This window comes from Burkholderia theae, from assembly GCF_048565265.1.
GTDB classification, from domain to species: domain Bacteria; phylum Pseudomonadota; class Gammaproteobacteria; order Burkholderiales; family Burkholderiaceae; genus Burkholderia; species Burkholderia theae.
Window position 1 is genome coordinate 3,549,835 of record NZ_CP183461.1, and the last position, 26,963, is coordinate 3,576,797.

The 26,963-nt window shown below is 68.2% G+C and carries 26 protein-coding genes and 1 pseudogene; 10 read left to right on the plus strand and 17 right to left on the minus strand.

Going from position 1 to position 26,963, the window contains the following annotated elements:
* Positions 1-4: 4 nt before the first annotated feature.
* The 7 genes from flgH to flgB all read right to left on the minus strand — a co-directional run bounded on the left by flgH (position 5) and on the right by flgB (position 5,375).
* Complete coding sequence (gene flgH / locus ACN22W_RS16740; protein WP_412022870.1) at positions 5-694, minus strand: flagellar basal body L-ring protein FlgH; 690 nt, start codon at positions 692-694, stop codon at positions 5-7.
* A 20-nt stretch (positions 695-714) separates the two neighbouring features.
* Positions 715-1,503: a flagellar basal-body rod protein FlgG gene (gene flgG, locus ACN22W_RS16745; RefSeq protein ID WP_021164160.1), complete on the minus strand. Its 789-nt coding sequence runs from the start codon at positions 1,501-1,503 to the stop codon at positions 715-717.
* A gap of 34 nt (positions 1,504-1,537) precedes the next feature.
* Positions 1,538-2,296 (minus strand): flagellar basal-body rod protein FlgF, encoded by a 759-nt coding sequence (flgF, locus tag ACN22W_RS16750; protein WP_412022869.1) that lies wholly within the window; start codon positions 2,294-2,296, stop codon positions 1,538-1,540.
* A 21-nt stretch (positions 2,297-2,317) separates the two neighbouring features.
* Complete coding sequence (flgE, locus tag ACN22W_RS16755; RefSeq protein WP_412022868.1) at positions 2,318-3,559, minus strand: flagellar hook protein FlgE; 1,242 nt, start codon at positions 3,557-3,559, stop codon at positions 2,318-2,320.
* A 27-nt stretch (positions 3,560-3,586) separates the two neighbouring features.
* Complete coding sequence (gene flgD / locus ACN22W_RS16760; protein ID WP_193099347.1) at positions 3,587-4,348, minus strand: flagellar hook assembly protein FlgD; 762 nt, start codon at positions 4,346-4,348, stop codon at positions 3,587-3,589.
* A 64-nt stretch (positions 4,349-4,412) separates the two neighbouring features.
* Positions 4,413-4,838: a flagellar basal body rod protein FlgC gene (gene flgC, locus ACN22W_RS16765; RefSeq protein ID WP_419685452.1), complete on the minus strand. Its 426-nt coding sequence runs from the start codon at positions 4,836-4,838 to the stop codon at positions 4,413-4,415.
* Positions 4,839-4,886: 48 nt separating this feature from the next.
* Entirely contained in the window at positions 4,887-5,375 is a 489-nt protein-coding gene (gene flgB, locus ACN22W_RS16770) for a flagellar basal body rod protein FlgB (protein WP_412022867.1), read from the minus strand.
* Between the two features lie 204 nt (positions 5,376-5,579).
* Here flgB and flgA point away from each other — a divergent pair, with 204 nt between their 5' ends.
* The 4 genes from flgA to ACN22W_RS16790 all read left to right on the plus strand — a co-directional run bounded on the left by flgA (position 5,580) and on the right by ACN22W_RS16790 (position 9,296).
* Positions 5,580-6,818 carry a flagellar basal body P-ring formation chaperone FlgA gene (gene flgA / locus ACN22W_RS16775; RefSeq protein WP_419685453.1) on the plus strand — a complete coding sequence of 413 codons (1,239 nt, stop codon included), beginning with the start codon at positions 5,580-5,582 and terminating at the stop codon, positions 6,816-6,818.
* Between the two features lie 118 nt (positions 6,819-6,936).
* Complete coding sequence (gene flgM / locus ACN22W_RS16780; protein WP_419685454.1) at positions 6,937-7,263, plus strand: flagellar biosynthesis anti-sigma factor FlgM; 327 nt, start codon at positions 6,937-6,939, stop codon at positions 7,261-7,263.
* 76 nt (positions 7,264-7,339) lie between these two features.
* Positions 7,340-7,780 (plus strand): flagella synthesis protein FlgN, encoded by a 441-nt coding sequence (locus ACN22W_RS16785; RefSeq protein WP_048248327.1) that lies wholly within the window; start codon positions 7,340-7,342, stop codon positions 7,778-7,780.
* Positions 7,781-7,946: 166 nt separating this feature from the next.
* Positions 7,947-9,296 carry an SGNH/GDSL hydrolase family protein gene (locus ACN22W_RS16790; protein WP_419685455.1) on the plus strand — a complete coding sequence of 450 codons (1,350 nt, stop codon included), beginning with the start codon at positions 7,947-7,949 and terminating at the stop codon, positions 9,294-9,296.
* Between the two features lie 89 nt (positions 9,297-9,385).
* Here the strand turns inward: ACN22W_RS16790 and ACN22W_RS16795 are convergent, their stop codons facing one another.
* On the minus strand, positions 9,386-11,236 hold the full coding sequence (locus ACN22W_RS16795; RefSeq protein WP_419685456.1) for a M24 family metallopeptidase: 1,851 nt from the start codon (positions 11,234-11,236) through the stop codon (positions 9,386-9,388).
* Positions 11,237-11,666: 430 nt separating this feature from the next.
* On the opposite strand from ACN22W_RS16795, the pseudogene ACN22W_RS16800 reads away from it, so the two are divergent.
* A pseudogene (locus ACN22W_RS16800) lies at positions 11,667-12,450 on the plus strand (helix-turn-helix domain-containing protein).
* A 30-nt stretch (positions 12,451-12,480) separates the two neighbouring features.
* On the opposite strand, the gene ACN22W_RS16805 reads toward ACN22W_RS16800, so the two are convergent.
* The 4 genes from ACN22W_RS16805 to ACN22W_RS16820 all read right to left on the minus strand — a co-directional run bounded on the left by ACN22W_RS16805 (position 12,481) and on the right by ACN22W_RS16820 (position 17,693).
* The gene (locus ACN22W_RS16805) at positions 12,481-13,722 is read right to left on the minus strand and encodes a multifunctional CCA addition/repair protein (RefSeq protein WP_419685457.1); all 1,242 of its coding nucleotides are present in this window, start codon (positions 13,720-13,722) and stop codon (positions 12,481-12,483) included.
* Positions 13,719-14,366 carry a glutathione S-transferase family protein gene (locus tag ACN22W_RS16810; RefSeq protein ID WP_193099354.1) on the minus strand — a complete coding sequence of 216 codons (648 nt, stop codon included), beginning with the start codon at positions 14,364-14,366 and terminating at the stop codon, positions 13,719-13,721. The genes ACN22W_RS16805 and ACN22W_RS16810 overlap by 4 nt, the downstream gene beginning before the upstream one ends.
* Positions 14,367-14,428: 62 nt before the next feature.
* Complete coding sequence (locus ACN22W_RS16815) at positions 14,429-15,391, minus strand: complex I NDUFA9 subunit family protein (protein ID WP_419685458.1); 963 nt, start codon at positions 15,389-15,391, stop codon at positions 14,429-14,431.
* A 349-nt stretch (positions 15,392-15,740) separates the two neighbouring features.
* Complete coding sequence (locus ACN22W_RS16820) at positions 15,741-17,693, minus strand: transglycosylase SLT domain-containing protein (RefSeq protein ID WP_419685459.1); 1,953 nt, start codon at positions 17,691-17,693, stop codon at positions 15,741-15,743.
* Positions 17,694-17,701: 8 nt separating this feature from the next.
* Here ACN22W_RS16820 and ACN22W_RS16825 point away from each other — a divergent pair, with 8 nt between their 5' ends.
* Entirely contained in the window at positions 17,702-18,310 is a 609-nt protein-coding gene (locus tag ACN22W_RS16825) for a 5-formyltetrahydrofolate cyclo-ligase (protein WP_419685460.1), read from the plus strand.
* A gap of 74 nt (positions 18,311-18,384) precedes the next feature.
* On the opposite strand, the gene ACN22W_RS16830 is transcribed toward ACN22W_RS16825, so the two are convergent.
* Positions 18,385-18,897, minus strand: a complete 513-nt coding sequence (locus ACN22W_RS16830) for a winged helix DNA-binding protein (protein WP_129513184.1) — start codon at positions 18,895-18,897, stop codon at positions 18,385-18,387.
* 148 nt (positions 18,898-19,045) lie between these two features.
* Between ACN22W_RS16830 and pxpB the strand changes: the two genes are divergently transcribed.
* The 4 genes from pxpB to ACN22W_RS16850 all read left to right on the plus strand — a co-directional run bounded on the left by pxpB (position 19,046) and on the right by ACN22W_RS16850 (position 22,332).
* A complete protein-coding gene (gene pxpB, locus ACN22W_RS16835; RefSeq protein WP_419685461.1) occupies positions 19,046-19,702 on the plus strand; it encodes a 5-oxoprolinase subunit PxpB in 657 nt (218 codons plus the stop codon).
* Positions 19,699-20,766 carry a biotin-dependent carboxyltransferase family protein gene (locus ACN22W_RS16840; RefSeq protein ID WP_419685462.1) on the plus strand — a complete coding sequence of 356 codons (1,068 nt, stop codon included), beginning with the start codon at positions 19,699-19,701 and terminating at the stop codon, positions 20,764-20,766. The genes pxpB and ACN22W_RS16840 overlap by 4 nt, the downstream gene beginning before the upstream one ends.
* A gap of 55 nt (positions 20,767-20,821) precedes the next feature.
* Positions 20,822-21,586, plus strand: a complete 765-nt coding sequence (pxpA, locus tag ACN22W_RS16845; protein ID WP_034190296.1) for a 5-oxoprolinase subunit PxpA — start codon at positions 20,822-20,824, stop codon at positions 21,584-21,586.
* Between the two features lie 479 nt (positions 21,587-22,065).
* Entirely contained in the window at positions 22,066-22,332 is a 267-nt protein-coding gene (locus ACN22W_RS16850; protein WP_419685463.1) for a hypothetical protein, read from the plus strand.
* Between the two features lie 20 nt (positions 22,333-22,352).
* Here the strand turns inward: ACN22W_RS16850 and ACN22W_RS16855 are convergent, their stop codons facing one another.
* From ACN22W_RS16855 to ACN22W_RS16870, 4 genes are all read right to left on the minus strand, one after another.
* Complete coding sequence (locus tag ACN22W_RS16855; protein WP_419685464.1) at positions 22,353-23,033, minus strand: LuxR C-terminal-related transcriptional regulator; 681 nt, start codon at positions 23,031-23,033, stop codon at positions 22,353-22,355.
* Between the two features lie 783 nt (positions 23,034-23,816).
* Positions 23,817-24,962 (minus strand): TraB/GumN family protein, encoded by a 1,146-nt coding sequence (locus ACN22W_RS16860; protein WP_419685465.1) that lies wholly within the window; start codon positions 24,960-24,962, stop codon positions 23,817-23,819.
* Complete coding sequence (locus ACN22W_RS16865) at positions 24,955-25,968, minus strand: peptide ABC transporter ATP-binding protein (RefSeq protein WP_129513189.1); 1,014 nt, start codon at positions 25,966-25,968, stop codon at positions 24,955-24,957. Before ACN22W_RS16865 ends, ACN22W_RS16860 begins: the two co-directional genes overlap by 8 nt.
* Positions 25,965-26,963 (minus strand): ABC transporter ATP-binding protein, encoded by a 999-nt coding sequence (locus ACN22W_RS16870; RefSeq protein WP_129513190.1) that lies wholly within the window; start codon positions 26,961-26,963, stop codon positions 25,965-25,967. Before ACN22W_RS16870 ends, ACN22W_RS16865 begins: the two co-directional genes overlap by 4 nt.

Sequence of the window (26,963 nt, forward strand, 5' to 3'; positions counted from 1 at the left end):
GTCATCACCACGGCGCGATGTTGAGGAAGAAGCGCTGCAGCCAGCCCATCGTCTCGGCTTCGTTGATGTAGCCCTTCGCCGAATATTCGATCTTCGCGTCGGCGACCTGCGTCGAGTAGACCGAGTTCGCGCCCGAGATCGTGTTCGGGTTCACGACGCCCGAGAAGCGCACGAATTCGTTGCCCTGGTTGATCAGCATCTGCTTCTCGCCGCTGACCACGAGGTTGCCGTTCGGCAGCACGTTGGTGACGGTCACCGTGATCGTGCCGTTGAACGTGTTCGCCGCGCTCGCGCCGCCCGTCGACGCGAACTTGTTGTTGCCGGTCGCCGACAGGTTCGCCTTCGCGAACAGCCCGCCGAGGAAACCGGCGGTCGGCACGTTGAAATCGGTGTTGCCCTGCCGGTTCGTGTTCGCGCCCGACGATTTGGTCGCGTTGATGTTCTCCGCGATCATGATCGTCAGGATGTCGCCGACGTTGCGCGGCCGCTGATCCTCGAACAGCGGCCGGCCCGCGTAGCCGGGGTTGTAGATCGAGCCGGGCGCCTGCATCGACATCGGCACCGGCGGCTGCGCGGTCATCGGCTGCTGGATGATCGGATCGCGCGGGATCTGCGCGCAACCGGCGAGCGCCGCCACCGCGAACGCGCCGAGGGCGCGGACGGTGGCTGACGGGAGGAGGCGAACCTGCTTCATGGCGACGACGGGTATTCCGGTTAGCTCTTCATCTGCGTGACGGTCTGCAGCATCTGGTCGGACGTCGTCACGGCCTTGCTGTTGATCTCGTAGGCACGCTGCGTCTGGATCATGTTGACGAGCTCCTGCACGACGTTCACGTTCGACGCCTCGACGTAGTTCTGGTTGAGCACGCCCGCGCCGTTCAGGCCCGGCTGCGACACGTTCGGCGCGCCCGACGACGTCGTCTCGGAGAACAGGTTCTCGCCGCGCGCCTCGAGGCCGGCCGGATTGATGAAGGTCGCGATCTGCAGCGAGCCGATCTGCACCGAATTGGTCGAGCCCGCCTGCGTGACCGACACGACGCCGTCCTTGCCGATCGTCAGCGACGTCGCGTTCTGCGGGATCGTGATCGCGGGCAGGATCTGGTAGCCGCTCGACGTGACGAGCTGGCCCTGCGCGTTGGTCTGGAACGAGCCGTCGCGCGTGTACGCGTTCGTGCCGTCCGGCATCAGCACCTGGAAGAAGCCCGCGCCGTTGATCGCGACGTCCTTCGAGTTGCCGGTCTGCGTGAGGCCGCCCTGCGTGTACAGGCGCTCGGTCGCGACCTGCTGCACGCCGGTGCCGAGCTGCAGGCCCGACGGCAGCTCGGTCTGCTGCGTCGAGTTCGCGCCCGGCTGGCGGATCGTCTGGTAAAGCAGATCCTCGAACACCGCGCGCGACGCCTTGAAGCCGTTCGTGCTGGTATTCGCGAGGTTGTTCGAGATCACGTCCATCTGCGCCTGCTGCGCATTCATGCCGGTGGCGGCGATGTAGAGCGAACGGTTCACTTGTCGATTCTCCTGCGTAAGCTGGCGCGGGCGCTCAGCTGAAGTTGAGCAGCTGGTTCGCCGACTGCTCGTTCTGGTCGGCCGTCTGGATCAGCTTCGACTGAAGCTGGAACGCGCGTGCGTTGTCGATCATCGCGACCATCGCGGTCACCGGGTTGACGTTGCTGCCTTCGAGCGAATTCGGCGTGACGACCACGTTCGCATCGGCGTCGGCCGGATTGCCGTCGGCGGTGCGGAACAAGCCGTCGTTGCCGCGCGTGAGCGTGGCCGGATCGGGATTGACGAGCTTCATCTGGTCGACGATCGCGACCGCCGTCGGCGGGTCGCCCGGCATCAGCGCGGACACCGTGCCGTCCTTGCCGATCGTCACTTCCGCATTCGGCGGCACCGAGATCGGGCCGCCGTTGCCGATCACCGGCAGGTTGCTCGCGTTCACGAGCTGGCCGTTCTCGTCGACGTGCAGGTTGCCGGCGCGCGTGTACGCCTCGCTGCCGTCGGCCGTCTGCACCGACAGCCAGCCCGCGCCCTGCACGGCGACGTCGAGCGGATTGCCGGTGCGCGTGATCGGACCCGGCGCGAAATCCGCGCCGGGCGTCGACGCGAGCACGTAGGTGCGCGTCGTCGTCGGGTCGCTCGTGCTGCCGTCGCCGAAATTCATCGGCACCGCGCGATACGTCGCGAGCTGCGCGCGAAAACCCGTCGTCGACGCGTTCGCGAGGTTGTTCGCGACGGTCGCCTGCTGGTCGAGCGACTGCGACGCGCCCGTCATCGCCGTGTAGATCAGTCGGTCCATGGCTGCCCGTTATCCCTGGAGTTACAGGTTGATGAGCGTCTGGTCGACGGTCTGCTGCGTCTTGATCGTCTGCGCGTTCGCCTGGTAGTTGCGTTGCGCGGTGATCAGGTTCACGAGCTGCGACGTGAGGTCGACGTTCGAGTTCTCCAGCGCGCTGCCCTGCAGCGTGCCGTGGTTCGTGCTGCCCGGCGCGGAGACCTGCGGCACGCCCGATGACGCGGACTCCGCATACTGGTTGCCGCCGAGGTTCACCAGCCCGTTCGGGTTGTTGAAGTTCGCGAGCGCGATCTGGCCGAGCACGGCGGTCTGGCCGTTCGAGTAGTTGCCGGTCAGCTTGCCGTCGGTGCCGATCGTGTAGGTCGTCAGCGTGCCGCTCGCGTAGCCGTCCTGCGCGAGGTTGTTCACGCCGTCCTTGCCGCCGTACTGCGTCGTGCCGGTCAGGTCGAGCGTGAGGCCCTGCGGCGTCGCCGAGCCGTCGGTGTTCGGCACGGTGAACTGGAACTGGCCGAGCGACGCGGTCGGTGTCGCCGGCGTGCCCGTCGTCGTGCTCTGGATCGCGCCCGACGAATTGAACGTGACGGTGCCGAGATCGGTCGTCGCGCCGCCCTGGACGCCCGCGTAGGTTTCCCACGTGCCGGCCGCCGACTTCACGAAGTACATGTTGACCGCCTGCGAACCGCCGAGCGAGTCGTACACCTGGATCGACGTCGAGTAGTTGTACGTCGTGTTGTCGGTCGCGCTGAACGGCGTCTTGGCCGGCACCGTGTCCTGCGAGTTCAGGTTGAACTGACCGGTGATCTTGGTCGTCGCGGTCGGCGCGATGTTGTTGGTCGGCGCCTGCAGCGGCACGGTCTGCGCGGTGTTGATCACGCCTGCCCCGTTGGCCGCGTAGCCCATCAGGTTGCGGCCTTGCGAGTCGATGATGTAGCCGTTCTTGTCGCGCTGGAACGTGCCGTCGCGCGAGTACGTCGTCACGCCGTTGTTCGACATCTGGAAGAAGCCGTTGCCGTTGATCGCGACGTCGAGCGACGAGCTCGTCGTATTGATCGTGCCCTGGCCGAAGTTCTGCTCCACCGAGTTCAGCGCCGTGCCGATGCCGATCTGCGTGTTGACCGACGTCGCGACCGAGTTCGCGTACATGTCGGCGAACTGCGCGGTGCTCGACTTGAAGCCGACCGTGTTCGCGTTCGCGATGTTGTTGCCGATCACGTCGAGCGCGTTCGATGCGCCGGCGAGGCCGCTCAGACCCTGTTGATAACCCATTTCGGTCTCCGTTTCGAGAAAGCTCGATCAGTTGGTGGCGGTGCCGCCGGACGAGGAAGAGGACGACGCGGACGACGTCGTGTTCGGGAAAATCGACGCGACCTGGCTGAGCCCCACCGTCGTGCCGTTCGACAGCACGAGCCCCGCGGTGCCGTCCGCCTGCTTGATCACGCTCTGCACCGTCGAGGCCGCGAGCGTCGTGGCGGGCTGCGGCGTGCCGTTGCTGTCGGTGTACGACGCGCTGACGGTGTACTTGCCGTCCGGCAGCGCGTTGCCGGCCGCGTCGGTCGGCGTCCAGTTGAACGGCACGGTGCCGGCCGACTGCGCGCCCGCGTTGATCGTGTTCACGACGGTGCCCGCCGAGTTCTTCACGGTGATCGTCAGGTTCGACACCGAGCTCGCCAGCGACACGCCGAACGGCGACGCCGCGCCGCTCTTCACCGCGACGGCGTTGCCCGGCGCGAGCACGTTCGTGCCGATCAGCATCGCGGCCTGCGTCTGCTGGCCGGCCGTGAGCTGCGTCGACAGCGACGTGAGCGACGTGTTCAGCTGCGCGATGCCGCTCACCGTGTTGATCTGCGCGAGCTGCGAGGTCATCTGCGAGCTGTCGACCGGGCTGGTCGGATCCTGGTTCTGCAGCTGCGTGACCAGCAGCTTCAGGAACGTCGCCTGCAGGTCGCTCGCGGACGTGCCGTTGGTCGACGACACGTTGTTGGTGTTCATCGTGTCGGTCGGCAAGGTCGACACGTTCGTGCCGTTGCTGCCGATCGTCGTGTTGGAGGAGGTCATCCTGGCTAGCCTTCTGTCGGAACTATCGGAACTGTCGGGTCGGTAAGATCGGGCGGCGCGCGGCTTACGAGCCGATCGTCAGCGTCTTGAGCATCAGCGTCTTCGCGGTGTTCAGCGTCTCGACGTTGGCCTGGTACGAGCGCGACGCCGAGATCATGTTCACCATCTCCTGCACCGGATCGACGTTCGGCATCTGCACGTAGCCGTTCGCGTCGGCGGCCGGGTTCGCCGGGTCGTAGGTCGACTTCATCGGCGACGGGTCGTCCATCACCTTCGTCACGCGCACGCCGCCCACGCCCTGGCCGGACGCGGTGCGCGCGCCGCCCATCGGGTCGGTCGCGAACACGACCTGCTTGGCCTTGTACGGCTTGCCGTCGGGGCCGGTGGCGCTGTCGGCGTTCGCGAGGTTCGACGCGGTGACGTTCAGGCGCTGCGATTGCGCGGACAGCGCCGAACCGGCGACGCCGTAGATGTTCATCAACGAAGGCATGGAGGCTCCTGGTGCGTGTGCTTGTGCTCGGGTTCGGAAGCGGCGCGCTTACGAGTTGGTCGTGATCGCGGCGATCATCGCCTTGATCTGCTGGGTCATCACGGTCATCCCGGTCTCGTAGTGCAGCGCGTTGTTCGCGAACTGCACGCGCTCGACGTCGAGATCGACCGTGTTGCCGTCGAGCGACGGCTGCAGCGGCATCCGGTACTGCGCGCGGCCGTAGTCGTCGGCCGGGCCGCCGGTCGGGATCAGCTTCGCCGTGCCGGCCATGTGGCCCTGCGCCGTCGACACCATCGACATGCCGCTCGTCACGCCGGCCGGCTGCGTCATCGGCAGTTGCCCGGCGTTGCTCGGCGCGAGGCCGCCGTTCGTCTGCTTCAGCGAGCGCGCGAGCGTCGACGCGAAATCGACGTCGCGGGCCTGGTAGCCCGGCGTGTCGGCGTTCGCGATGTTCGACGACAGCAGTTCCTGCCGGTAGGCGCGCACGTCGAGCGCCTGTCGGCCGAACGCGAATTCCGCATCGAGTTTGTCCAGCATGTGTGCGTCTCTCCGTATGAAGCGCTGCACGCCCCTCGCGCCGGATGGCGACCCGAGAGGCTTTTTTCCATGACAGCGATGGTAGGCGCCGCACGCAACCGGCAATCGGGCGAATAACGCGGCAAAGCCCCCCTCTATTCATCGTTTGCGCGACGGCCCCGCTCCCTAGAATGCGAAGCGGAGCAACAGATCGAGGACACGGCGATGACTGGCAGCGCACTTCGCGGCAGCAACGGGCGGCTCACGCACGTCCGGCGTGCGTTTGCGCTCGCCGCGGCGCTGTGGATCGCCGTGCCGGCCGCGCACGCGGACGACGGGATGATCGTGATTCCCGGACGCGGCGAGACGGCCGAAACGGCGCTCGCGCACGCCAACGCGGCGAGCGGCGGGCAGTTCGGCGGGAATGCGGGGATGGGTTCGGGTCCGGGCATCGCGCCGGATGCCGGGCGCGCGGCAGCGGGCGCCGGTGGGTCGGCTGGTGTGGCCGGTGCTGCCGCGGCCGGCTACGCGACGCAACCGTCCGGCGCGATGGTCGTGACGACCGTCCCGCCGCCGGCTTCCGTGCCGGCTCCCGTCTACGCAGCCGCTCGCACGACTCCCGCCTACGGCGCGCCGCGCGCCACCGATCCCAACGCCATCGCGACGGTCGTCGCCGGTACGGCCGAGCCCGCATCGAATCCCGCGCGGCCGATGCCGCAGGCAAGCACCGCGCGCATGGCGGCGGCCCGCGCCGCGTCAGCCGCGCCGGCGCCGCGCACGGCGGCGGTGGCCGCCAACCCGGCCCAGGCGGCCCCCGCTGCCCAGCCCGCGACGCCGCCCGGCCAGCAGGACCCCGACGCGCTCCGCCGCGCGGCCCTCACGTTCCTGCAGCAGCAGATCGCCGGCCTGCCCGGCAAGACCACCGCGACGGTCACGACCGCCTTCCCGCGCGGGCTCGCCGCCTGCACGACGCTCGAACCGTTCATGCCGACCGGCGCGCGCCTGTGGGGCCGCACGACGGTCGGCGTGCGCTGCGCGGGCGAGCGGCCGTGGACCGTCTACCTGCAGGCGAAGGTCACCGTACAGGCCACCTATTACGTCGCCGCGCGCCAGATCGCGCCCGGCGAGCCGCTGAGCGCGGCCGACCTGGTCGCGCGCGACGGCGACCTGACGGTGCTGCCGCTCGCGGTGATCACCGATCCGGCGCAGGCGATCGGCTCGACCGCACTCGCGCGCATCTCGGCCGGGCTGCCGCTGCGGCAGGACATGCTGAAGAGCGCGGCGTCGGTGTCGGCCGGCCAGACGGTGCGGGTCGTCGCGGCCGGGCCCGGTTTCACGATTTCGGCCGAAGGCAGCGTGCTCGCGAATGCGGCGCCCGGCCAGTCGGTGCGGGTGCGGATGGCGGCGGGCCAGATCGTCACGGCGATCGTCAAGGACGCCGGCACCGTGGAAATTCCGCTATAGGGACGGATATCGCCGCAAGATTGCAAAGAATTGTTTATTCGGAGAATTTCGGGCTCACGATGCTAAAGTTCGGGCCGACCCGGCCGTTATCTGGGTCATACCGTACAGGAACCCCATCGTGAAGATCGATTCCACTCCGAAACCGAGCCCTCTCGCGCCGACCGGCAACGGCGCGACCCGTGCGCAATCCGGCGCGGCCCCGTCGTCCGCGCAGGCGGCCGACGCAGGCACGACCGGCGGCGACACGAACGTGAATCTGTCGGGGCTGTCCGGCCAGTTGCGCTCGGTATCCGCGTCCGGCGGCGCCGATATCGACACGGGCCTGGTCCAGTCGATCAAGGACGCGCTGAACAACGGCACGCTGACGATCGACGCGAACAAGATTGCCGACGGTGTATTGAATACCGCCCGCGAGTTGCTGCAGCAGCAGCGCCCGGGCAGCTGAGCCGGCCGCCTCGCGGCCGGTCCCCCGGTTTGCCGGCGCGCCGCACCCCGCGCACCGGCGCGACGAGCATGACGCGATGAGAGAAGAGCTGCTGGCCACGGTCAACGACGAACACGCGACGGTCGAGGCGTTCGCGTCCCTGCTCGTCTACGAGGAAAAGGCGCTGACGACGGCCGAGCCGCTCGAGATGCTGCCCGGGATCGTCGAGAAGAAAAGCGCGCTGATCGACCGGCTCGCACAGCTCGAACGTACGCGCGACACGCAGCTTTCCGCGCTCGGCTTTCCGTCCGGCAAGAAAGGGATGGACCAGGCCGCCGAGCGCGATGCGCGCCTCGCCGGCCGCTGGCAACTGCTGCAACAGGCCGCCGAACGCGCGCGCCAGGCCAACGCGAACAACGGCATGCTGATCCGGATCCGGATGGACTACAACGAGCGCGCCCTCGCGGTGCTGCGCTCGGCGCCCGCGCCGGCCGGCGTCTACGGCCCCGACGGGCGCGTGTCGGCGCTGACGCGCTGACGCCCCGCGGCGGCCCGCAGCCCGGTCCGGCGCTTCACCCGCCTCACCCGCTTCACCCCGAATTCCGCTTCGACAGACCGGGCTCCAGCCCGGCGCAACCGTCCCCCCGATACGCGGCAGCGCAGCCGCGCTGCCTGATCCAACAACAACCGATCGGAGGGCATCGATGCATCATTCCCGTTTTGAATCCGCACGCCGTCAGGCCGCCGTCGCCACGCTCGGCGCCGCACTGACCTTCACCGCGTCGCTCGTGCTGGGCGCCCCGGCCCCGGCCCCGCTGCCGACGCCGACCGGCGACATGTCGCTGTCGCCGGCCGGCCCGCTCGCGGCGCCGGCCTCCGCACCGCCCGGCAGGGCGCCGCGCGCCACATCGCGCGGCAGCGACACCTACACCTACCTGCGCTGCTGGTACCGGATCAGCGACGATCCGCTCAAGCCCGAGGCGACCTACGAGTGGGCGCGCGATCCGTCGGGCGGCGACTGGTATCGCGTGCCCGGCTACTGGTGGGCGGACGGCATCACGCAGTGGAAGAACATGTTCTACAGCGCGACGACGCAGGACACGCTCGCCGACGTCTGCCGCCAGACACTCGCCGCGCGCGGCATCCGCGCGAACCTGACGCAGGCGGTCGCGGCCAACAACGCGCTGTCGTTCAACTACACGGTCTGGACGATCGACGCCGCGCAGCAGGACGCGCGGGTCAACAAGCTGATCGTGTTCGGCGACAGCCTGTCCGACACGCAGAACATGTTCAACGCGAGCCAGTGGAAGCTGCCGAACGGAACGAGCTGGCACGCCGGACGCTTCAGCAACGGGCCGGTGTGGGCCGAATACGTCGCGAACACGCTGCGGCTGCCGTTCTACAACTGGGCAATCGGCGGCGCGGCGACCGACCAGCACGTCGTCGTGCCGGGCCTGGTGCAGGAGGTCGACTCGTGGCGCGAATACATGGATCGCGCGCCGAACTACCGGCCCGCCAATACGCTGTTCGTGGTGTTCGCGGGCGGCAACGATCTGGTGAACTACGGCCGCACGCCCGAGCAGGCGGCGAACGCGGTGCGCGACAGTCTCGAGCGGCTCGCCGCGGCTGGTGCGACGCGCATCCTGCTCATCACGCTGCCGGACGTGTCGCGCGCGCCGGTGTTCTCGACGCGCACCGACACCGCCAGCGTCGCCGCGCAGGTCAAGGACTACAACCAGCGGCTCGCCGACGCGGCCGCCGCCGTCCGGGCCCGCTACGGCGCAACGCTGCGGCTCGAGGTGTTCGATGCGTACGCGCCGTTCGACGATCTGCTGAGCCGCCCCGCGCAATACGGCTTCGACGATTCGAAGCGCTCGTGCCTCGACATCCCGAAGCCGTCGTCGTTCACCTATATGGCCGCGCAGACGCCGCGCGCGGACTGCCGCGACCCGGCGCGCTTCGTGTTCTGGGACACGCTGCACCCGACGACGCGCACGCACGCGTGGCTCGCCGAGCGGATCACGCCGTTCGTGCGCGCGCGGTTGCTGGACTGAAATGGAGCCGGATCCTGATCCGGCTCTGATGACCGGTCATCGATGACCGGGGGCAAGCGGGCGGCCGACGCCGCCCGCGCCGGCGCCGCTTACAGCAGCGGGCACGCCGTCACCTGCGTGCCGCACTCCGCACACAGCCGCTCGTAGTCGCGCAGGTACGCGCGCTCGTCGTCGTTCAGCAGGTCGAGATCGATCAGGTCCCAGTCGTAGCCGACCGTCACGATGTTCTCGAACGTCACCGTGTCCGGCTGCGTTTCGTCCGGCCGGATGATCACGATGTTCTCGATCCGCACGCCGCCCTTGCCCTGCACGTAGATGCCCGGCTCGACTGAAATCACCGCGTTCGGCACCAGCCCGTACTTCGCGCCCGGCGCGAACCGCACGCCGCCCTCGTGCACGTGAATGCCGACGCCGTGACCGGTGCCGTGACCGAAATCGTGGCCATGGTCGAGGCACACCTGCCGCACGACCGCATCGACGTCGCCGCCCGTCGCCGTGCTCGGAAAGCGCGTGACGAGCCCCTTGATGCAGGCCTTCAGCGCGACCGTGTAGATCTCGCGCTGCCACGGCTGCGCAACCGTATCCGCATGCGTCCGGCGCAGCACGACGCGCGTGCAGTCCGTCGCGAAGCCGGCTTCGTAGTACGCGCCGCTATCGAGCAGCACGAGCTCGCCTTCCGTCAGCTCGACGTCGGCGCTCGCCGCCGTGTAATGCGCGAACGCGCTGTTCGCGCCGTTCGCCGCGATCGACGGAAACGTCAGTGCCACCGCCGAGCGCGCGCCGTACGCATCGTTGATCGTGCGCGCCAGGTCGTATTCGGTGTGGCGTGCGCCCGGCTCGCCGGTCTTCGCCCAGCGCATCGTCTCGGCGATCGCCGCGGAACTGCGCGCGAACGCGTCGCGGAACCGGTCGAGCACCACCGGCGTCTTGGCGGCCCGCATCGCCTCGACCGGGTTGAAGTCCGTGTGCCGCGCCTGCGGCCACACGCGGCTCACCGCGTCGACGAGCGCGCAGTTCACCGATTCGAAGCCGTAGCACACGTGATCGACCGCGAACTGCGCGAGAAAGCGCTCGAGCGCCGCGACATCGCGCCGGATCACGTGCAGCGCCGGATACGACGCGAGCGTGACGTCGCAGCGGTCGCAGCCTTCCGGCAGGAACAGCGCGACCTGCCCGCCGACCGCGAACAGGAAACCGAGGTGCGACGACGCGTTCGGGATGTGATAACCGCGGCTGTTCAGCAGATACGCGAGATCGTCCGACGCGCACGAGAAGAACGCGGTCTTGCCGTCGGCCGCGCCGGTATGCGCGGCGAGCCTGCGGCTCAGCGTGTCGAGGTTCTGCGCGACGCTCAGGCCCGTCATCGATTCCGGCAACTCGAAAATCGGCCGCTCGACGACCCAGCCCGGCAGCGCGATCGCGCGGTCGATCTCGCGCTCGGCAAAGCTCGTCCAGTCCAGCCCCGCGGCCTGCGCCTGCTCGAACAGCCGGTCGCGCTGCGCGACGCTGACCCGCAGCGCGTCGTAGCCGACCCGCGCGAGCCGGCTCGCGTGCGCGACCAGCCAGTCGGCCAGCGCCTGCCAGATCGTCACGCCCATCCCGAGCTTCTCGATGCGCACGCGCGCCGGATCGCACTGCTGGTCGGCCTGAAAGTGATAACGGCCGTCGACGAACAGCACGAACGGCGGCACGCCGAGCGCCTGCGCGGTCGCCGCGCTCAGGAAGATCCCGCAGCCGGCCGAGCCGTCGAAACCCGACAGCGCGTAGCGCGGGTTGTTGCTGCGCGGCAGGTACTCGGTGACGTATTCGTCCTGCGACGTGACCACCACCGCGTCGAGCCGCGCGGCGTCGAGCAGGCGCGCCAGGCCGGCCTGCGTGTCGGCGACGGACGCGTCGTACGGGGGAAGGCCGGAGAAGTTGTATTGCAGTCGATCGATCATCGGATCCCCACGTTATTCATTGTTGTCGGCGGTCGGCGGTGCGACGCGGCGGGGCGCACGCCTGAAACAGGCGTGACGCGACACGGCGCCGCTGCACGGACGACGCGCGGCACTGCACGTCGCCGGGCCACTGGGCTATGCCAGCGGCAGGTCCGCGGAAATTTTTGTCTCACTTAACTTTTTTTGATGCGCGCGACAGAATCTAGAGCAGGCGGAAATTGAGGTCAAGCTAAAATTTTCGTAGGACTAAAATCGGCGACACGGTGCCGCAGGCCCGCGCAACGCGACTTCGCGCGCCCGAACCGCGCGGTACAATGCGCCGGCATCGGCGTCCCGACGGCCGTGCTTCGTGCGATTCGCGGAACCCAGCTTCCCGGCGACTGCACCGCCCCTCCGCTCGCCTCCCGACTCGTTGCCACGAAAGAGATTCATGGATTCAGACATCATGCGTATCGGCCAGCGCATTCGCCGCCTGCGCCGGGAAGCAAAGAAGACGCTGCTGGAAGTCGCGACCGAAGCGAAGCTGTCGGTCGGGTTCCTGTCCCAGGTCGAGCGCCATCTCACGGGCATCTCCCTGTCGTCGCTCGTCAACGTCGCGAAGGCGCTGGACGTGCCGCTCGGCGCGCTGATCGACCAGCCGCGCCAGGCGCAGCCCGATTCGCACGCGGGCAGCCGCGAGCCGTACGCGGTCGACAGCACGTCGCAGTGGTACGAACGGCTCTCCACCACGTTCGACGGCAGCCTGATCAACGCGGTGAAGGTGCGGATGATGGAAGGCTATCGCTCGGAATGGGTGTCGCACGGCGGCGACGAGTTCGTGTACGTGCTGACCGGCCGCATCTGCTACACGGTCGGCAAGAAGGATTACCCGCTGTCGCCCGGCGACTCGCTGCACTTCGACGCACGCAAGCGGCATCGCGTCGCCAACGTGGGCGACGGGCCCGCCGAGCTGATCGCGGTCGGCACGCTGCCGCTGTTCGACGACAGCTGCGCCGAATTCGTCTCCGCGACGATGGAAATCAGGCAGCCCGCGCCGGGCGAGCCGCGCGTGAGCCGCCGCGAGCCGGCGCCGAAACGCGAGCGCGACGCCGACGCGGCACGGCCGGCCAGCACGGTGGAAAAAGAAGGCATCGGCGAAGCCGCGCGCCGCCGCCGGCAAACGCCCGGCCGCCGCCACCCCGGCCCGCAAGGCGGCCGCGCGCAAGAAGTCGTAACGGCGGCTTGCGGGCGCGCGCCGCCCGTCCTTATTCGCCGATCTCGAGCGCCTGCGCGACGGCCTGGATCCGCGCGCGATGCACGGCATCCTTGATCTTCTCCGTATCGGCGCCGATCCCGCGCGCGATCGCGCCGGCATCGACGCTGCGCGCGGCCGCGAGCGCCACGCGCAGCCGCTCGGCCTGCGGATACGGCTGCGTGTCGAGCCCGAGCCGCCCGCGCGCATCCGATTCGCAGGCCTGCAGCATCTCGGCGAAACGCGCGGGCTTGCGCAGCGCGTCGCTGCGCTCGAACAGCCGCACCAGCGCGGCCGCGCCCATCTCCATCACGCGATGCAGGTTGCCGTGCTCGCGCGCGACCACCAGCGCGAGATCACGGCATTCGTTCGGCACGCGCAGCCGCTCGCACAACGGCTTGAGCAGGTCGACGCTGCGGCCTTCGTGGCCGACGTGGCGCGGCAGCACGTCGGCGGGCGTCGTCGCCTTGCCGAGATCGTGCGTGAGCGCCGCGAAGCGCACCGGCAGCGAATAACCCTGCTTCGCCGCATAGTCGACGACCATCATCACGTGCACGCCCGTGTCGACTTCCGGGTGGTAGTCGGCGCGCTGCGGCACGCCCCACAACGCATCGACTTCGGGCAGGATGCGCGCGAGCGCGCCGCACTCGCGCAGCACCGCGAACATCCGCGACGGCTTCGCCTCCATCAGCCCGCGCGCGATTTCCTGCCACACGCGTTCCGGCACCAGCGCGTCGACCTCGCCCGCGTCGACCATCCGGCGCATCAGCGCGAGCGTTTCGTCCGCGACCGTGAAATCCGCGAACCGCGCGGCGAAGCGCGCAATGCGCAGGATCCGCACCGGATCCTCGACGAACGCGTCGCTCACGTGCCGGAACACGCGCGCACGCAGGTCGGCCTGCCCGTCGAACGGATCGATCACGGGCCCGACCAGCGCACCCTCCGGGCTCACCTCGCGCGCCATCGCGTTAATCGTCAGGTCGCGCCGCGCGAGATCCTCGTCGAGCGTCACGTCCGGCGCGTAATGGAACTGGAAACCGTGATAACCGGCCGCCGTCTTGCGCTCGGTGCGCGCCAGCGCGTACTCCTCCTGCGTCTGCGGATGCAGGAACACCGGGAAATCCTTGCCGACCGGCCGGAAACCCTGCGCGGCCATCTGCTCGGGCGTCGCGCCCACCACCACGTAGTCGCGGTCCTGCACGGGCACGCCGAGCAATTCGTCGCGGATCGCACCGCCTACCGCATAGATGTTCATCGCGTCGGCTCGTAGTCGGCGATCACGGTCGTTTCGCGGCGCGCCGCGTCGATCCAGCGCTGGACGGCCGGCAGCGCCGTCACGCGCGCCGCGTAGCCGGCCGCTTCCGGCGACAGGCCCGGCGCGTACGTGTTGAAGCGCATCACGACGGGCGCGTACATCGCATCGGCGATCCCGAATTCGCCGAACAGGAACGGCCCGCCCGACGCTTCGAGGCATGCGCTCCACAGCGCATCGATGCGCGCGACATCGGCGAGCGCGTCGGGCGTCGCGCCGCGCCCCGGCATCGACGCGCGCACGTTCATCCCCATCTGCGTGCGCAGCGCCGCGAAGCCCGCATGCATCTCGGCCGCGACGCAGCGCGCATGCGCGCGCTCGAGCGGGTCGGCCGGCCACATCGGGAACTGCGGATAGCGTTCGGCGAGCGTCTCGGCGATCGCGAGCGAATCCCAGATCGCGACGCCGTGGTCGTCGACCAGGCACGGCACCTTGCCGGACGGCGAATACTCGAGGATGCGCGCGGTCGTGTCGTCGCGGCGCAGCTCGACCGCGATCTCGTCGAACGGGATGCCGAAATGCGTGAGCAGCAGCCACGGACGCATCGACCACGACGAGTAGTTCTTGTCTCCAATGACGAGTTTCATGACGGTGTTCCGGAAAACGCGAAGGTGAAAAAAGCGGTGCCGAACAACGGCGCCGGGCGGGCCTAGTGGCGACGCGAGCGGAACCAGTCGAACCGGGACCGCTGCGTGGCGTTGCCGAGATAGGCGGGCGCGATGCTTTCGAGACTCGCGGGCGAGATCCCGAGTTCCGGCGCGAGCGGCCCCGACAGCACGTTCGGCACCGACATCGACGCGAGATTGTCGCGCGTGATCACGGGCTCGCCGGGCAGGCATTCGAACACGCTGGCCTGCAGCCGCGCGAGCGCGTCGGGCAACCGTACGATGCGCGCCTGCCGGCCGACCAGCGTGCCGCAATAACGCACCAGTTGCTCGAGCGTATAGACGGTCGGGCCGCCGAGCTCGTAGGACTTGCCGTGCGCGGCCGCGAGATCGAGCGTGTTGACGAACGCGCGCACGACGTCGCCGACGAACACGGGCTGAAATTGCGCATCGGGAATCGCGAGCGGCAGCACGGGCACCGTGCGCTGCAGCTTCGCGAACGTATTGAGGAACGCGTCGCCGGGGCCGAACACGACCGACGGACGGAAGATCGTCAGCGCGAGCGAATCGGTCGCCGCGATCGCATGCAGCGCCGCTTCGCCGTCGCCCTTCGAGCGCTGGTACATGCTCGCGCCGCGCGAATCGGCGCCGAGCGCGCTCATGTGCAGCAGGCGCCGCACGCCGACCTCGGTGCAGGCGCTCGCGAGCGCGGCCGGCAGCGCGACGTGCGCGCGCTCGAAGCCGGGCCCGTACGGCGTGCCACGGCCGCCGTGCAGCACGCCGACGAGATTGATCGCCGCGTGCGCACCGGCGACGAAGCGGGCGAGCGTGCGCGTGTCGAGCGCCTCGAGCTCGACGATCTCGACCGGCAGCATCTGCAGGTGGCGCGCGTGGTCGCGCCGCCGCGTGCCGATCCGTACCTGCTTGCCGGCGTCGATCAGCGCATTGACGAGCCGGCTGCCGATGAAGCCGGTGCCGCCCAACAGCGCGACGGTCTGGCGATCCATATGTTCGGGACTCCTAGGGCCTGTTCACGCTAATAACGGACTTGCGCTGGCCGCCAGAAGGGCCGAGCGCAAGGACTGCGACGAAGCGAATACTCGACGTATTCGCAAGGAGCATGACGCCGCGATCGGCCCTTCTGGCGGCCAGCCCCATTTATGACTTTTTCCCGGTCAGGGGAACGTGCCTTGCCGGCCGCATTGCGGCGTCGCGCGTCGCTTGTTTGGCTCGGCCAAACGGCGCTCCTTGCTTCTTGCACTGCGACCGGCAAGGCACGTTCGCAAGTCCGTTATTAGCGTGAACAGGCCCTTAAGAACACTGCCGCGTCTCGCGCGGCAGTGTGAAGATTGCGGATCAGGGCGAGATCATGCCTAGACGTTTCTTCAACGACTGCGGTTTGCCCTCGAAGAGCGCCGCGTAGTAGACGGTATTCGACAGCACGTTCTTCACGTAGTCGCGCGTCTCGTTGAACGGAATCGTCTCCGCGAAGATCGCGCCTTCGACCGGCTGCGTCAACACCTGGCGCCACTGGCGCGGCCGGCCCGGGCCCGCGTTGTAGCCGGCGGTGGCCAGCACCGGCGAGCTGTCGAAGTTATTGTAGATGTCCGACAGATACCAGGTGCCGAGCTGGATGTTGGTATCGATGTCGTGCATCTGCGCGCGCGTGATCGCGCCCATGCCGAGCTTCTTCGCGACCATCTGGGCCGTCGCCGGCATCAGCTGCATCAGGCCGCCCGCGCCCACCGACGAACGCGCGCTCGTGATGAAGCGCGATTCCTGGCGGATCAGCCCGTACGCCCATTCGACGTCGAGGCCCGTCGATTGCGCATAGCGCTCGACGATGTTGCGGTACGGCGACGGGTAGCGCAGCGTGAAGTCGTGCTCGGCCTTCGTGCGGTCGGCCGTGTTGACCGTGCGGTCGAGCAGCTCGACGCGCTTGCCGTACTCGGCGGCCGCGAGCAGCTGATGATCGGTCATCCCGCGCAGCGGCCAGTTCCATTCGCGGTTGCCTTCGAGACGCAGGTTCAGCGCGTAGAAGCGCTGCGCGAGCGCGAAGCCCGGAATTTTGCTCATCGCGTCGATCTCGGCGTCGCTCACCTTCGTGCGCGGCGGGATCGTCGTGCGCTGGCCGAGTTCTTCGCCGGCGAGCTGCCCGTAGAAGTTGAACTGGCCCGCGACCTGCTCGAATTCCTGGTTCGCCTGCAGCGTGTCGCCGCTCTGCTTGAGCGCGCGCGCATGCCAGTAGATCCATGCCGGATCGTCGCGCAGCGACGGCGGCATCTGCTCGATCGACCAGCGCACCATCGGCCAGTTGCCGGCGAGCAGCGCGGCGCGCGTGCGCCATTCGTAGCCCGGGTTCGACAGCGGCGCATTCGCGGATTTCGCATACCAGACCGACGCGAGCGGCGAGCGCTTGATCGCGCCCTGGTAGCCGATCGCACCCCACGCGATCGCCTGTTCCTGCTTCGTGAGCGAGCCGGCGACCGACGTCAGCATCCCGGCGGCCGCGTCCGGATCGTTGCGCGCCATGCGGCCGAGCGCGATCAGCGCGAGCTGGTGCGACGCCGCGTCGGGGCCGACGCCGCGCGCGAGGTACAGCGGCGGCGCGCTCGTCGCCTGGTCGAAACCGACCGGGCGCGGGCCGAGCGCGTCGACGATCTTGCCGCCGAGCGTCGTGTAGTTCTGCTCGTACGCGAGGCGCGCCTGCTGCCACACGTCGTCGTTCGTGAACTGCTGGTTGACCGTGAGCGCGGTGATCAGGTCGACGCACGCATCGCCGTAGTTCTTCGGCTCGACGAGCAGCGCGCGCGCCGCCTCGGCGACGTTCTCGCCGCGCGCCGCGCGCGATTCGAGCGCGTAGCACTTGACCTGCGTGTCGTCGTCGAGCACGAAGCGCTTGTATTGATCGTCGAAGCTGCGCCAGTCGTGGCGCGCGCCGAGCACGAGCAGGTAATCGTTGCGCAGGCGGTCGGCGATCGCCTGGCCGTCGTAGCGCTGCAGGAACGACTGCACGGGCGCGTCCGGCGCATCGACGCGCGCGCGGCCCGTCGAATCGAACAGCTGCGGCTTGATCTGGAAATACTCGACGTAGGACGGTACCGGATAGTTCGGGATCATCGACGCGAGCTGCGCGGCTTTCGCGGCGTCGTTGCGGCGCGCGGCTTCGCGAAGCTGCACGAAGGTCTGGTCATCCCCGGCGACCGTGTCGTCGCCCGGTGCCGCGCACGCGGTCGTGCCCGCGACGAGCGCGGCGGCGGAAAGCGTCAGCGCGACCGCGCGATATACTCGAAAAAGGCTGTTCGACATCGTTTTGAATGGAGCACGAATTGAGCGAAAGCATAGCACGCAACCCTGTGCCGAACCCGAAGGTTGCGCTGCGCAAAACGCTGTCCGGCGCGCGCCGCGACGCCGCGTCGCAACCCGCCGCGAACGCCGCGCTCGACGCACGGCTGCGCACGCTGCTCGAACGGCTCGCGCCGCGCACGGTGGGGTTCTACTGGCCGCTGCCGGGCGAATTCGATGCGCGCGACGCGGTGCTCGCGTGGTGCGCGGCAGGCGCGGGCCGGCGCGCCGCGCTGCCGGTGATCGGCGAGCGGCACGCGCCGCTCGCGTTCCATGCATGGGATGCGCACACGCCGATGCGCGAAGGTCATCACCGGATTCCGGAACCGGCGTCGGGAATCGACGTCGTGCCCGACCTGTTGCTGATTCCCTGTGTGGGATTCGATCCGCAGCGCTACCGGCTCGGCTACGGCGGCGGTTACTACGACCGCACGCTCGCCCAGTGGCCGGGCGACGCGCTGCCCGTGACGGTCGGCATCGCCTATGAAGCGTGCCGCGTCGATGCGCTGCCGGCCGAAGCGCACGATCTCGCGCTGCGCTGGATCGTGACCGACGGCGCGCTCTACCCGGCCGCCGGATGACGCGCCGCGGCGCGCCACGGTCGTCGCCGCACGCCCGTCAGCGCCTGGCCGCGCGCAATTGTTTCCGCAATCGTTTACAGCGACGCCGCCGCGCGCGCGGCCGTGTCGTACAGGCCCGATGCGTGGCGCAGCAACTGCGCCGCGTCGCCGATCTGCGCGTTGGTGAGCCCGCTGTCCTTCAGCGTCTCGATCAGGCAGTGCTCTCGCACCTCGCGATACTTCAGGCACAGTTCGCGGCCCGCGTCGGTCGCGAAGAAGAACACTTCCTTGCCGCTCTTCTCGCTCTTCACATAGCCGCGGGCGATCAGTTTTTTCAGCGCATAGGTCGCGACGTGCGTATCCTCGATATTGAGCACGAAGCAGATGTCGGCGAGCTTCTTCTTGCGTTCGCGATGGCTGACGTGGTGCAGCAGCGATACCTCGACCGCCGTCATGTCCTTCGCGCCGGCTGCCGACATGCAGCGCACCATCCAGCGGTTGAACGCGTTGCCGGCCATGATGAGCCCGTATTCGAGCTCCGACAGCTCCGCGCTCGAATCGGAAACGAGGTGTTCGGATGACACGATCTTGGTCGGAGGACGCTTCATGGAAGGGCGGCGCAAGCAGGATGTCAGGGTTTGCCGAGTGTACGTCAGAAGCCCGGGTATACGGGCTAGGCGAAAACGCTTATTGGGAAGTTATCGATATCTTATTGACAATGTGCGCTAACATTGCCGTCCGAACCGTGCCAGTCCGATGACGCAACCCCGCATTTATCCGCTCGGCGATGCCGCCCTCGTCTGTGAGGTGCCGCCGCCCGCCACGCTCGATTGCCAGCGCCGCGTCTGGGCCGTTGCCGAGGCCGCGCGCGCGTGGCCCGACGTGATCGACGTCGTGCCGGGCATGAACAACCTGACCATCGTATTCGACCCGCTCGCCGCGACGGCCGCGTCGCTCACGCCGGCGCTGCGCGACGCGTGGGAAACCGCCGACGTCGAGCACGCCGACGGCCGCGACGTCGAGATCCCGGTCGAGTACGGCGGCGCAGCCGGGCCCGACCTGCCGGCCGTCGCCGCGCACACGGGCCTGTCGGCCGACGAGGTCGTCGCGCGCCATGTTGCCGGCGAATACGTCGTGTTCTTCGTCGGCTTCCAGCCGGGCTTCGCGTATCTGGGCGGCCTCGACGCATCGCTGCACACGCCGCGCCGCGCGGCGCCGCGTCTCGAGGTGCCGGCCGGCTCGGTCGGCATCGGCGGCGCGCAGACGGGCATCTACCCGGCCACGTCGCCCGGCGGCTGGCAACTGATCGGCCGCACGTCGCACGTGCTGTTCGATCCGACGCGACCGCAGCCGACGCTGCTGCTGCCCGGCGACCGTGTCCGCTTCACCATTGCGGGAGTCGACGCACGATGACCCAGAGCAACGCACCGGGCACCATCGAAGTGTTGCGGGCCGGCCCGCTGTCGACCGTGCAGGATCTCGGGCGCCGCGGCGCGCGCCATCTCGGCGTCGCGCAGGGCGGCGCGCTCGACGGCCTCGCGCTCGAGGTCGGCAACCGGCTCGTCGGCAACCGCCCCGACGCGGCGGCCGTCGAGATCACGATCGGCCCGGCCGCCTTCCGCTTCACGCGGGCCACCCGCATCGCGATCACCGGCACCGAGTTCGGCGCGACGCTCGACGGCGAACGCGTGTATTCGTGGTGGAGCCTGCCGGTCGACGCCGGTCAGACGCTCGTGCTGCCGGCCGCGAAACGCGGGATGCGCGGTTATCTGTGCATCGCGGGCGGCATCGACGTGCTGCCGATGCTCGGCTCGCGCAGCACCGATCTCGCGTCGCGCTTCGGCGGCCTCGGCGGCCGCACGCTGCGCGACGGCGATCGGCTCCCGGTCGGTGTGCCGCCGGCCGGCGCGGGCTGCCTCGCGGCCGATGCGCCCGAATTCGGCGTGAAGGCGCCCGCGTGGTGCGCGTTCGTGCGCATCGACGAGCCGCCGCGCCGGCACCGCCCCGCACATGCGCCGTGGGCGATGCCCGTGCGTGTGCTGCCGGGCCCCGACTACGCATCGTTCGCAGCCGATTCGCAGCAGGCGTTCTGGGACGAGGAGTGGCTCGTCACCGCGAACAGCAACCGGATGGGCTATCGCCTCGCCGGCGCGGAGCTCGTGCGCGAGCGGCCGGTCGAGCTGCTGTCGCACGCAGTGCTGCCCGGCACGATCCAGGTGCCGCCGAACGGCCAGCCGATCGTGCTGATGCACGACGCGCAGACTACCGGCGGCTACCCGAAGATCGGCACGGTGATCCGCGCCGATCTGTGGAAGCTTGCGCAGGCGCGGCTCAACCTGCCGATCCGCTTCGTGCGCACGACACCCGACGCCGCGCGCGCCGCCCTCGCCGCAGAACGTGCCTATCTGCGGCAGATCGACGTCGCGATCGACATGCGCGAGGAAGCGCGCCGCCGCGCGCAATCGCGCGCAGCGTGACAATGGCGGAAGCAGTACGAAAGACGCGCCACGCAATCAGTGGACGAGGAACATCATGGAAATCGATCTGAATGCCGATCTCGGCGAAGGATGCGGATCTGACGAGGCGCTGCTCGACCTCGTCACGTCGGCGAACATCGCATGCGGCTGGCATGCAGGCGGCGCGAATGCGATGCGCGACTGCGTGCGCTGGGCCGTGCAGAAGGGCGTGTCGATCGGCGCGCACCCGAGCTTTCACGATCCGGAGAATTTCGGCCGCAAGGAAATGCAGCTGCCGGCTGGCGACATCTATGCCGGCGTGCTGTACCAGCTCGGCGCGCTGTCGGCGATCGCGCAGGCCGAAGGCGGGCGCATCGCGCACGTGAAGCCGCACGGCGCGCTGTACAACCAGGCCGCGCGCGACCCGATGATCGCCGATGCGGTGGTGTCCGCGATCCACGATTTCGATCCGTCGCTCGCGGTGTTCGGGCTCGCGAACAGCGTGTTCGTCGCGGCCGCGCGGCATGCGGGGCTCGCTGCGGTGGAGGAAGTGTTCGCCGATCGCGGCTACCGGGCGGACGGCTCGCTCGTACCGCGCAGCCAGCCCGGCGCGCTGATCGACGATGAAGACGCGGTGCTCGCGCGCACGCTCGACATGGTACGCAACCGGCAGGTGCGGGCACTGAGCGGTGAATGGGTGCCGCTGAATGCGCAGACCGTCTGCCTGCACGGCGACGGGCCGCATGCGCTCGCGTTCGCGAAGCGGATTCGGGCGGCGCTGGAGGCCGCCGGTGTCGATGTGGTGGCGCCGGGTGCGCTGCAGGCGGACGAAGGCGCGTAGCGCGATCGTGGCCGTGAGCCGCTGCCACGTCAAACCGACGGATCATCGAAGCGGCTGCGCGCCGCGTTGTTTTCGTCGAATCGTCGGTTTGGCCCCAAAACCGTGAGAAATTCCATATTTCCTGAGGAAAGGGCCGGTGATAAGTTAGGTGCCTGAGCAGGTCGATCGGATGGATCGGTCGCTTGCCTCAAATTTATAGGATACCTAACTCACTCGTACTTTGACGAAGAACGAACTCGATCAGGCCAGCGGCGCAACTACGTGCACGCTGAATCCGGAGCCGATCGCCCCTTCCTCGCGTGCCATGTCGATAGCGACAGGCACATTGGCCAGACGACAGATGGCCATCATTACCGGCGGGCGAACGACAATTCCCAAAGCTGGATTTATCGGTTCTGTTCCAGAGTGAAGGCACGCGTTGCCATGGCGGAACGATTTGTCGTTCCCGCTGGTAACACCTGACCGGGAGAATCCAGTCAATGAAATTCCGTGCTGTCGCAAACATATTGAAACGATACTGGGCTTACAACATTTTCCCTGCACCGCTTGCCCCTCGCTTCGGAGACGGATGGATCGGCATCCTGACGGGCGGTGCCGTCAGGAGTCTCGTCGTTTCCGTCCCATACGCGCTCTTGTTGTACCTGCTGGGCACATGGGACCTGTTCAAATGGAGCCTGACGGCCGTTGGTTTTCTCGTCTACTCGGTCTTGCTCGAAATCGACCTGAGCCGGCAACGACGACGCTGACTGCTCATCGACGCACTCGTTCACGCCGACATCGCACCGCGCCTGCGAGCGACAGCTTCGCCCGGTTCGCCTCCCCATCCCCCGCCCTCGCATGCATCGATCATCCCGAGCGCGAGTGCCCGCGTAATGGCGTGCGTGCGATTCCTCACGCCCAGTATCCGCATCGCACTCGCAATGTGATTGTCGACCGTGCCGACGGCCAGACTCAGCATCACCGCAATTTCCTTCGTCGAATACCCCACGCAAAGCAACTGCAGAACATCCTGCTGGCGCCCCGTCAATCGCATGCCCGTCGCGATTTCCGGAAACGCGGAGCGCCCGTCGAGTATCGACTGCAATGCGCCGGAGAACACGCCGAGCGGCGCATCCTTGACGACGTACGCGATCATGCCGAGACGCTTCGCCTCGGCGATCCACGACGGCCGCGCGCCGGCCGTGACGATCGCGCATCGATCGGCAATACCCGACGCGTGAAACTGTCGTGCCAGCGCCAGCCCGCCGCAGGGCATCTCGAGATCCACAAGAATCCGGAACCACGTGGGCACCCGACGAAAAGCGTCGATCGCACCGACTGCACTGTGACAAACCGTCACGTCGAGCCGGCTGTCGAGGTCAACGAGCACCCCGCCGATCGCATCCGCGACGATCGGGTGCCCATCGACCACCAGCACCGGCAGGCGCTCGCGTCCTTCTCGTTGCATCCGTCCACTCCTGTTCGCACCTGGGGCAGAACGTCGACGGTGCCATCGCGGGCATCTCGAAACAATCGCATACCGTCCAATCCGCCAATCCGTGGAGCGTGGTGCACGCCTGACGTGCGTACAGGGTGCGATTCGACGATGGAACAGATGCGCCCGCAGGCGGTGTATGGATCATGCCGGCGTGCCCGGCAAGCGGGGGGGCGATGCGCAGCAGCGCATCACGACGCGCGCGATCGCAATCGGAACGGATCGGCGGCCCAAAAGAAAAAAGCGCCCTCGTGGCGCTTTTCCGTTGGTGCAATCGGTGCGGCTTCGCCGTCTGTCGATTCACCCCCCGAAACCGTCTTTCGACGGTGACCGGAAAAATCTTCCGGATTAAAAAACGTCCGCCGCCGCCCGATTCACTGCTTACCCCGGTTGGACGACGGAGCGTTGCTTATTCGCAAGTCGGCCTGCATGCCTTGTTGTTGTCCGACGATGATTGGCCCCGCCGTACATGCAGACACTTTCCGCGGCCGGCACGTGTGCACCACGTGCCGGCAACGCGCTCACCCCGCGCTTTCTTTTCTGCTACCCCGTAGAACTTTTTCTATTCTTTTCATTTTTTCAACTTGTGGATCGAAGAATAGATATTGGCAGAACGGGATGTCAATCGTTTGAAACGCTATTTTCCGACGAATCGAGGGTTTTCCTTATCGAATGGCACGCCCATACAGGCGTTTGACGCGATCCGGACGGCGTCGATCAAACAGGGGAGGATCGGTTCGGGCGCGACGGCGACGTTCAGTTCGCGTCGACGCTGTAACCTTGTTGACGCAACAATTCGAGCACGCCGCGCGGGCCGCCCAGATGCAGCGCGCCGATCGCAACGAACAGCGGCCGGTTCGGCGCGGCGATTGCGGTCATCCGTGCAACGAAGCGCCGGTTGCGCTCGTACACGATCTTGTTGTCGATCGACGCCGACAACGCCTTCGAACGCGCGAGCCGCTCGGTCTTCGCGACCGCCCACGCGGAGATTGCATCGGCGTCGCCAATTCGCCACAGCCGATGCAGCGACTTGATGTCGTCGGCGTTCTGCGCGGGTGTCTGCACCATGTCCTGCGCGAGCATCTCGCGCTGCTCGGCCAGCGTGAGCCCGGTGAACGCGCGCATCTGTTCGGCGAGCGTCTCGAGCCCGATCACGCGGCCGCCCTTCTTCTTCAGGAACACGTTCTGCAGTTGCGCCTCGGTGCCGTATTCGGTCTGCAGGCCGGCCGACAGCGAATCGTAGGTCTCGACGACGAGCGCCGCGAGCCACGGCCGCATCTTGCGGATCTCGGCGAGCGCGGCCGGGTTGCCGTGCAGGCGCGCCGCGAGCCGCAGCCACAGCGGCTCCGGCAGCAGGCGCTGCAGGCACGGGTAGCGACAGATGCCGTACTTCGACACGTCGTCCTGCGATTCGAGCAGATCGTCCGGCGACAGCTCGAGCGCGAGCGTCGGCGACGCGGCGAGCGCCGCGAGGATACGCGGCCGGAACGGTTGCGCACTCGGGTAGTCGGACGGATCGCCCGTGTGCAGCGTGCCGAGCACGTAGAGCGTGACCTTGCCCTTGGTCGCGACGTAGAACGGCATGCGCGCGGGCTGCACGCGCACCGTGCCGCGCGCGACCGTGCCGTCCGACACGGCAGGCGCGTGGAAGCCCGGCAGGCTCATGCCGGGCGGCGGGACTTGCGACGGATGAATCGGCGAGGTGGCCGGCGCGCGCCCTTCGGCGCGCGCGGACTCGACGGGAACCACGAAGCTGGCCGCCACGCACGCGCCGGCCAGCGCCGCGCCCGTGACGGTACGCACGCCCCAGCGGCGCGCGTGGCGGTACGCGCGCGTGATGCGCGCACTGCCAGCCCCCGAACGGCGCACGCCGGACGCGCGCGCCGCCAACGCTTCAGGCATTCGCCTCCCCCACCTCCTCGGCGCGATGGCAGGCCACGCGCCGGCCGTCGACGTCGCGCAATTGCGGTTCCTCGGCGCGGCAGCGCTCGACCGCGTACGGGCAGCGCTGATGGAACGCGCAGCCCGACGGCGGGTTGAGCGGCGACGGCAGCTCGCCCTGCAGCTTGATCTGCACGCGGCGGTCTTCCTCGAAGATCGCCGGCGTCGCCGACATCAGCGCACGCGTGTACGGATGGCGCGGCCGCGCGTAGATCGTCGCCTTGTCGCCGAGCTCGGCGACGCTGCCGAAGTACATCACCATCACGTCGTCCGCGACGTGCTCGACCACCGACAGGTTGTGCGAGATGAACACGTAGCTCGTCTTGAACTGCTCCTGCAGATCCATGAACAGGTTCAGGATCTGAGCCTGGATCGACACGTCGAGCGCGGACACCGGCTCGTCGGCGACGACGATCCGCGGATCGAGGATCATCGCGCGCGCGATCGCGACACGCTGCCGCTGGCCGCCCGAGAACATGTGCGGATAGCGCTTCGCGTGCTCGGGCCGCAGGCCGACCGTGCGCATGATCTGCGCGACGCGCTGCGCGCGCTCGGCGGCCGTCAGGTTCGCGTTGATCTCGAGCGGCTCGGCGAGCGTCTGCTCGACGGTCTTGCGCGGGTTGAGCGACGCGAACGGGTTCTGGAACACCATCTGCACGCGACGGCGCAGGTCGGCGACCCGGTGGCGGTCCGCGCCCGCGACGTCCTTGCCGTCGATCGACAGGTGGCCGGACGTCGGCGTCTCGATCATCGTCAGCTGCCGCGCGAGCGTCGACTTCCCGCAACCGGATTCGCCGACGACGGCGAGCGTCTTGCCGCGCTTGAGCGAAAACGACACGCCGTTGAGCGCCTTCACCGTGCCCTGGCCGAACATGCCGCGTTTCACCGAGTAGTGTTTCGCGAGCTGGTCGGCGACCAGGACGACATCCTCGTCGTGCGGCGCGCTCGTTTCGTGGACTGCGTTCATCGCGCGCCTCCCGTCAGGTCGAGGTTGGAAACATTGAGCGGCTTGATGCAGCGCGCGCGCATCGCATCGTTGCCGGACACCAGCGTGTCGAGCGCCGGCCGCGCCTTGCGGCAATCGTCGACGACATACTTGCAGCGCGGCGCGAACAGGCACCCGGACGGGCGATCATCGCGGCCGGGCACCATGCCGGGCAATGCGGCAAGGCGACGCGCCCCCTTATTGTGCTCGGGAATCGCCGCGAGCAGCGCTTCCGTGTACGGATGATGCGGCGCGCGGAAGATCTCGGGCACGCTGTTGGTCTCGATGATCTCGCCGGCGTACATCACCGCGACGCGCTGCGCGACCTCCGACACCACGGCCAGGTCGTGCGAGATCAGCACGAGCGCCATCCCGCGCTCCTTCTGCAGCTTCACGAGCAGATCCATGATCTGCGCCTGGATCGTCACGTCGAGCGCGGTGGTCGGCTCGTCGGCGATCAGCAGCTTCGGGTTGCACGCGACGGCCATCGCGATCATCACGCGCTGGTTCATCCCGCCCGACATCTGGTGCGGGAACGACGTGATGCGGTTCTTCGCATCGGGAATGCCGACCTGGTCGAGCAGTTCGAGCGCGCGCCGGTTCAGCGCGTCGCCGCGCAGGCCTTCGTGCAGCTTCAGCACTTCCTTGATCTGGTAGCCGACCGTATAGCTCGGGTTCAGGCTCGTCAGCGCGTCCTGGAACACCATCGCGATGTCCTTGCCGACGATCTTGCGGCGCGCCTTCGGCGATGCCTTCAGCAGGTCGACGCCGTCGAACGTGACCTCGTCGGCCGTCACCTTGCCCGGCGCGTCGATCAGGCCCATCAGCGCCATCATCGTCACGCTCTTGCCCGAGCCCGATTCGCCGACGACGCCCACCACCTCGCCCGGCGCGATCGACATGTTGATCCGGTCGACGGCGGGCAGGCCGTTGAAGTTCACCGCGAGATTGCGGATGGTCAGAAGATTCTGGGTCAT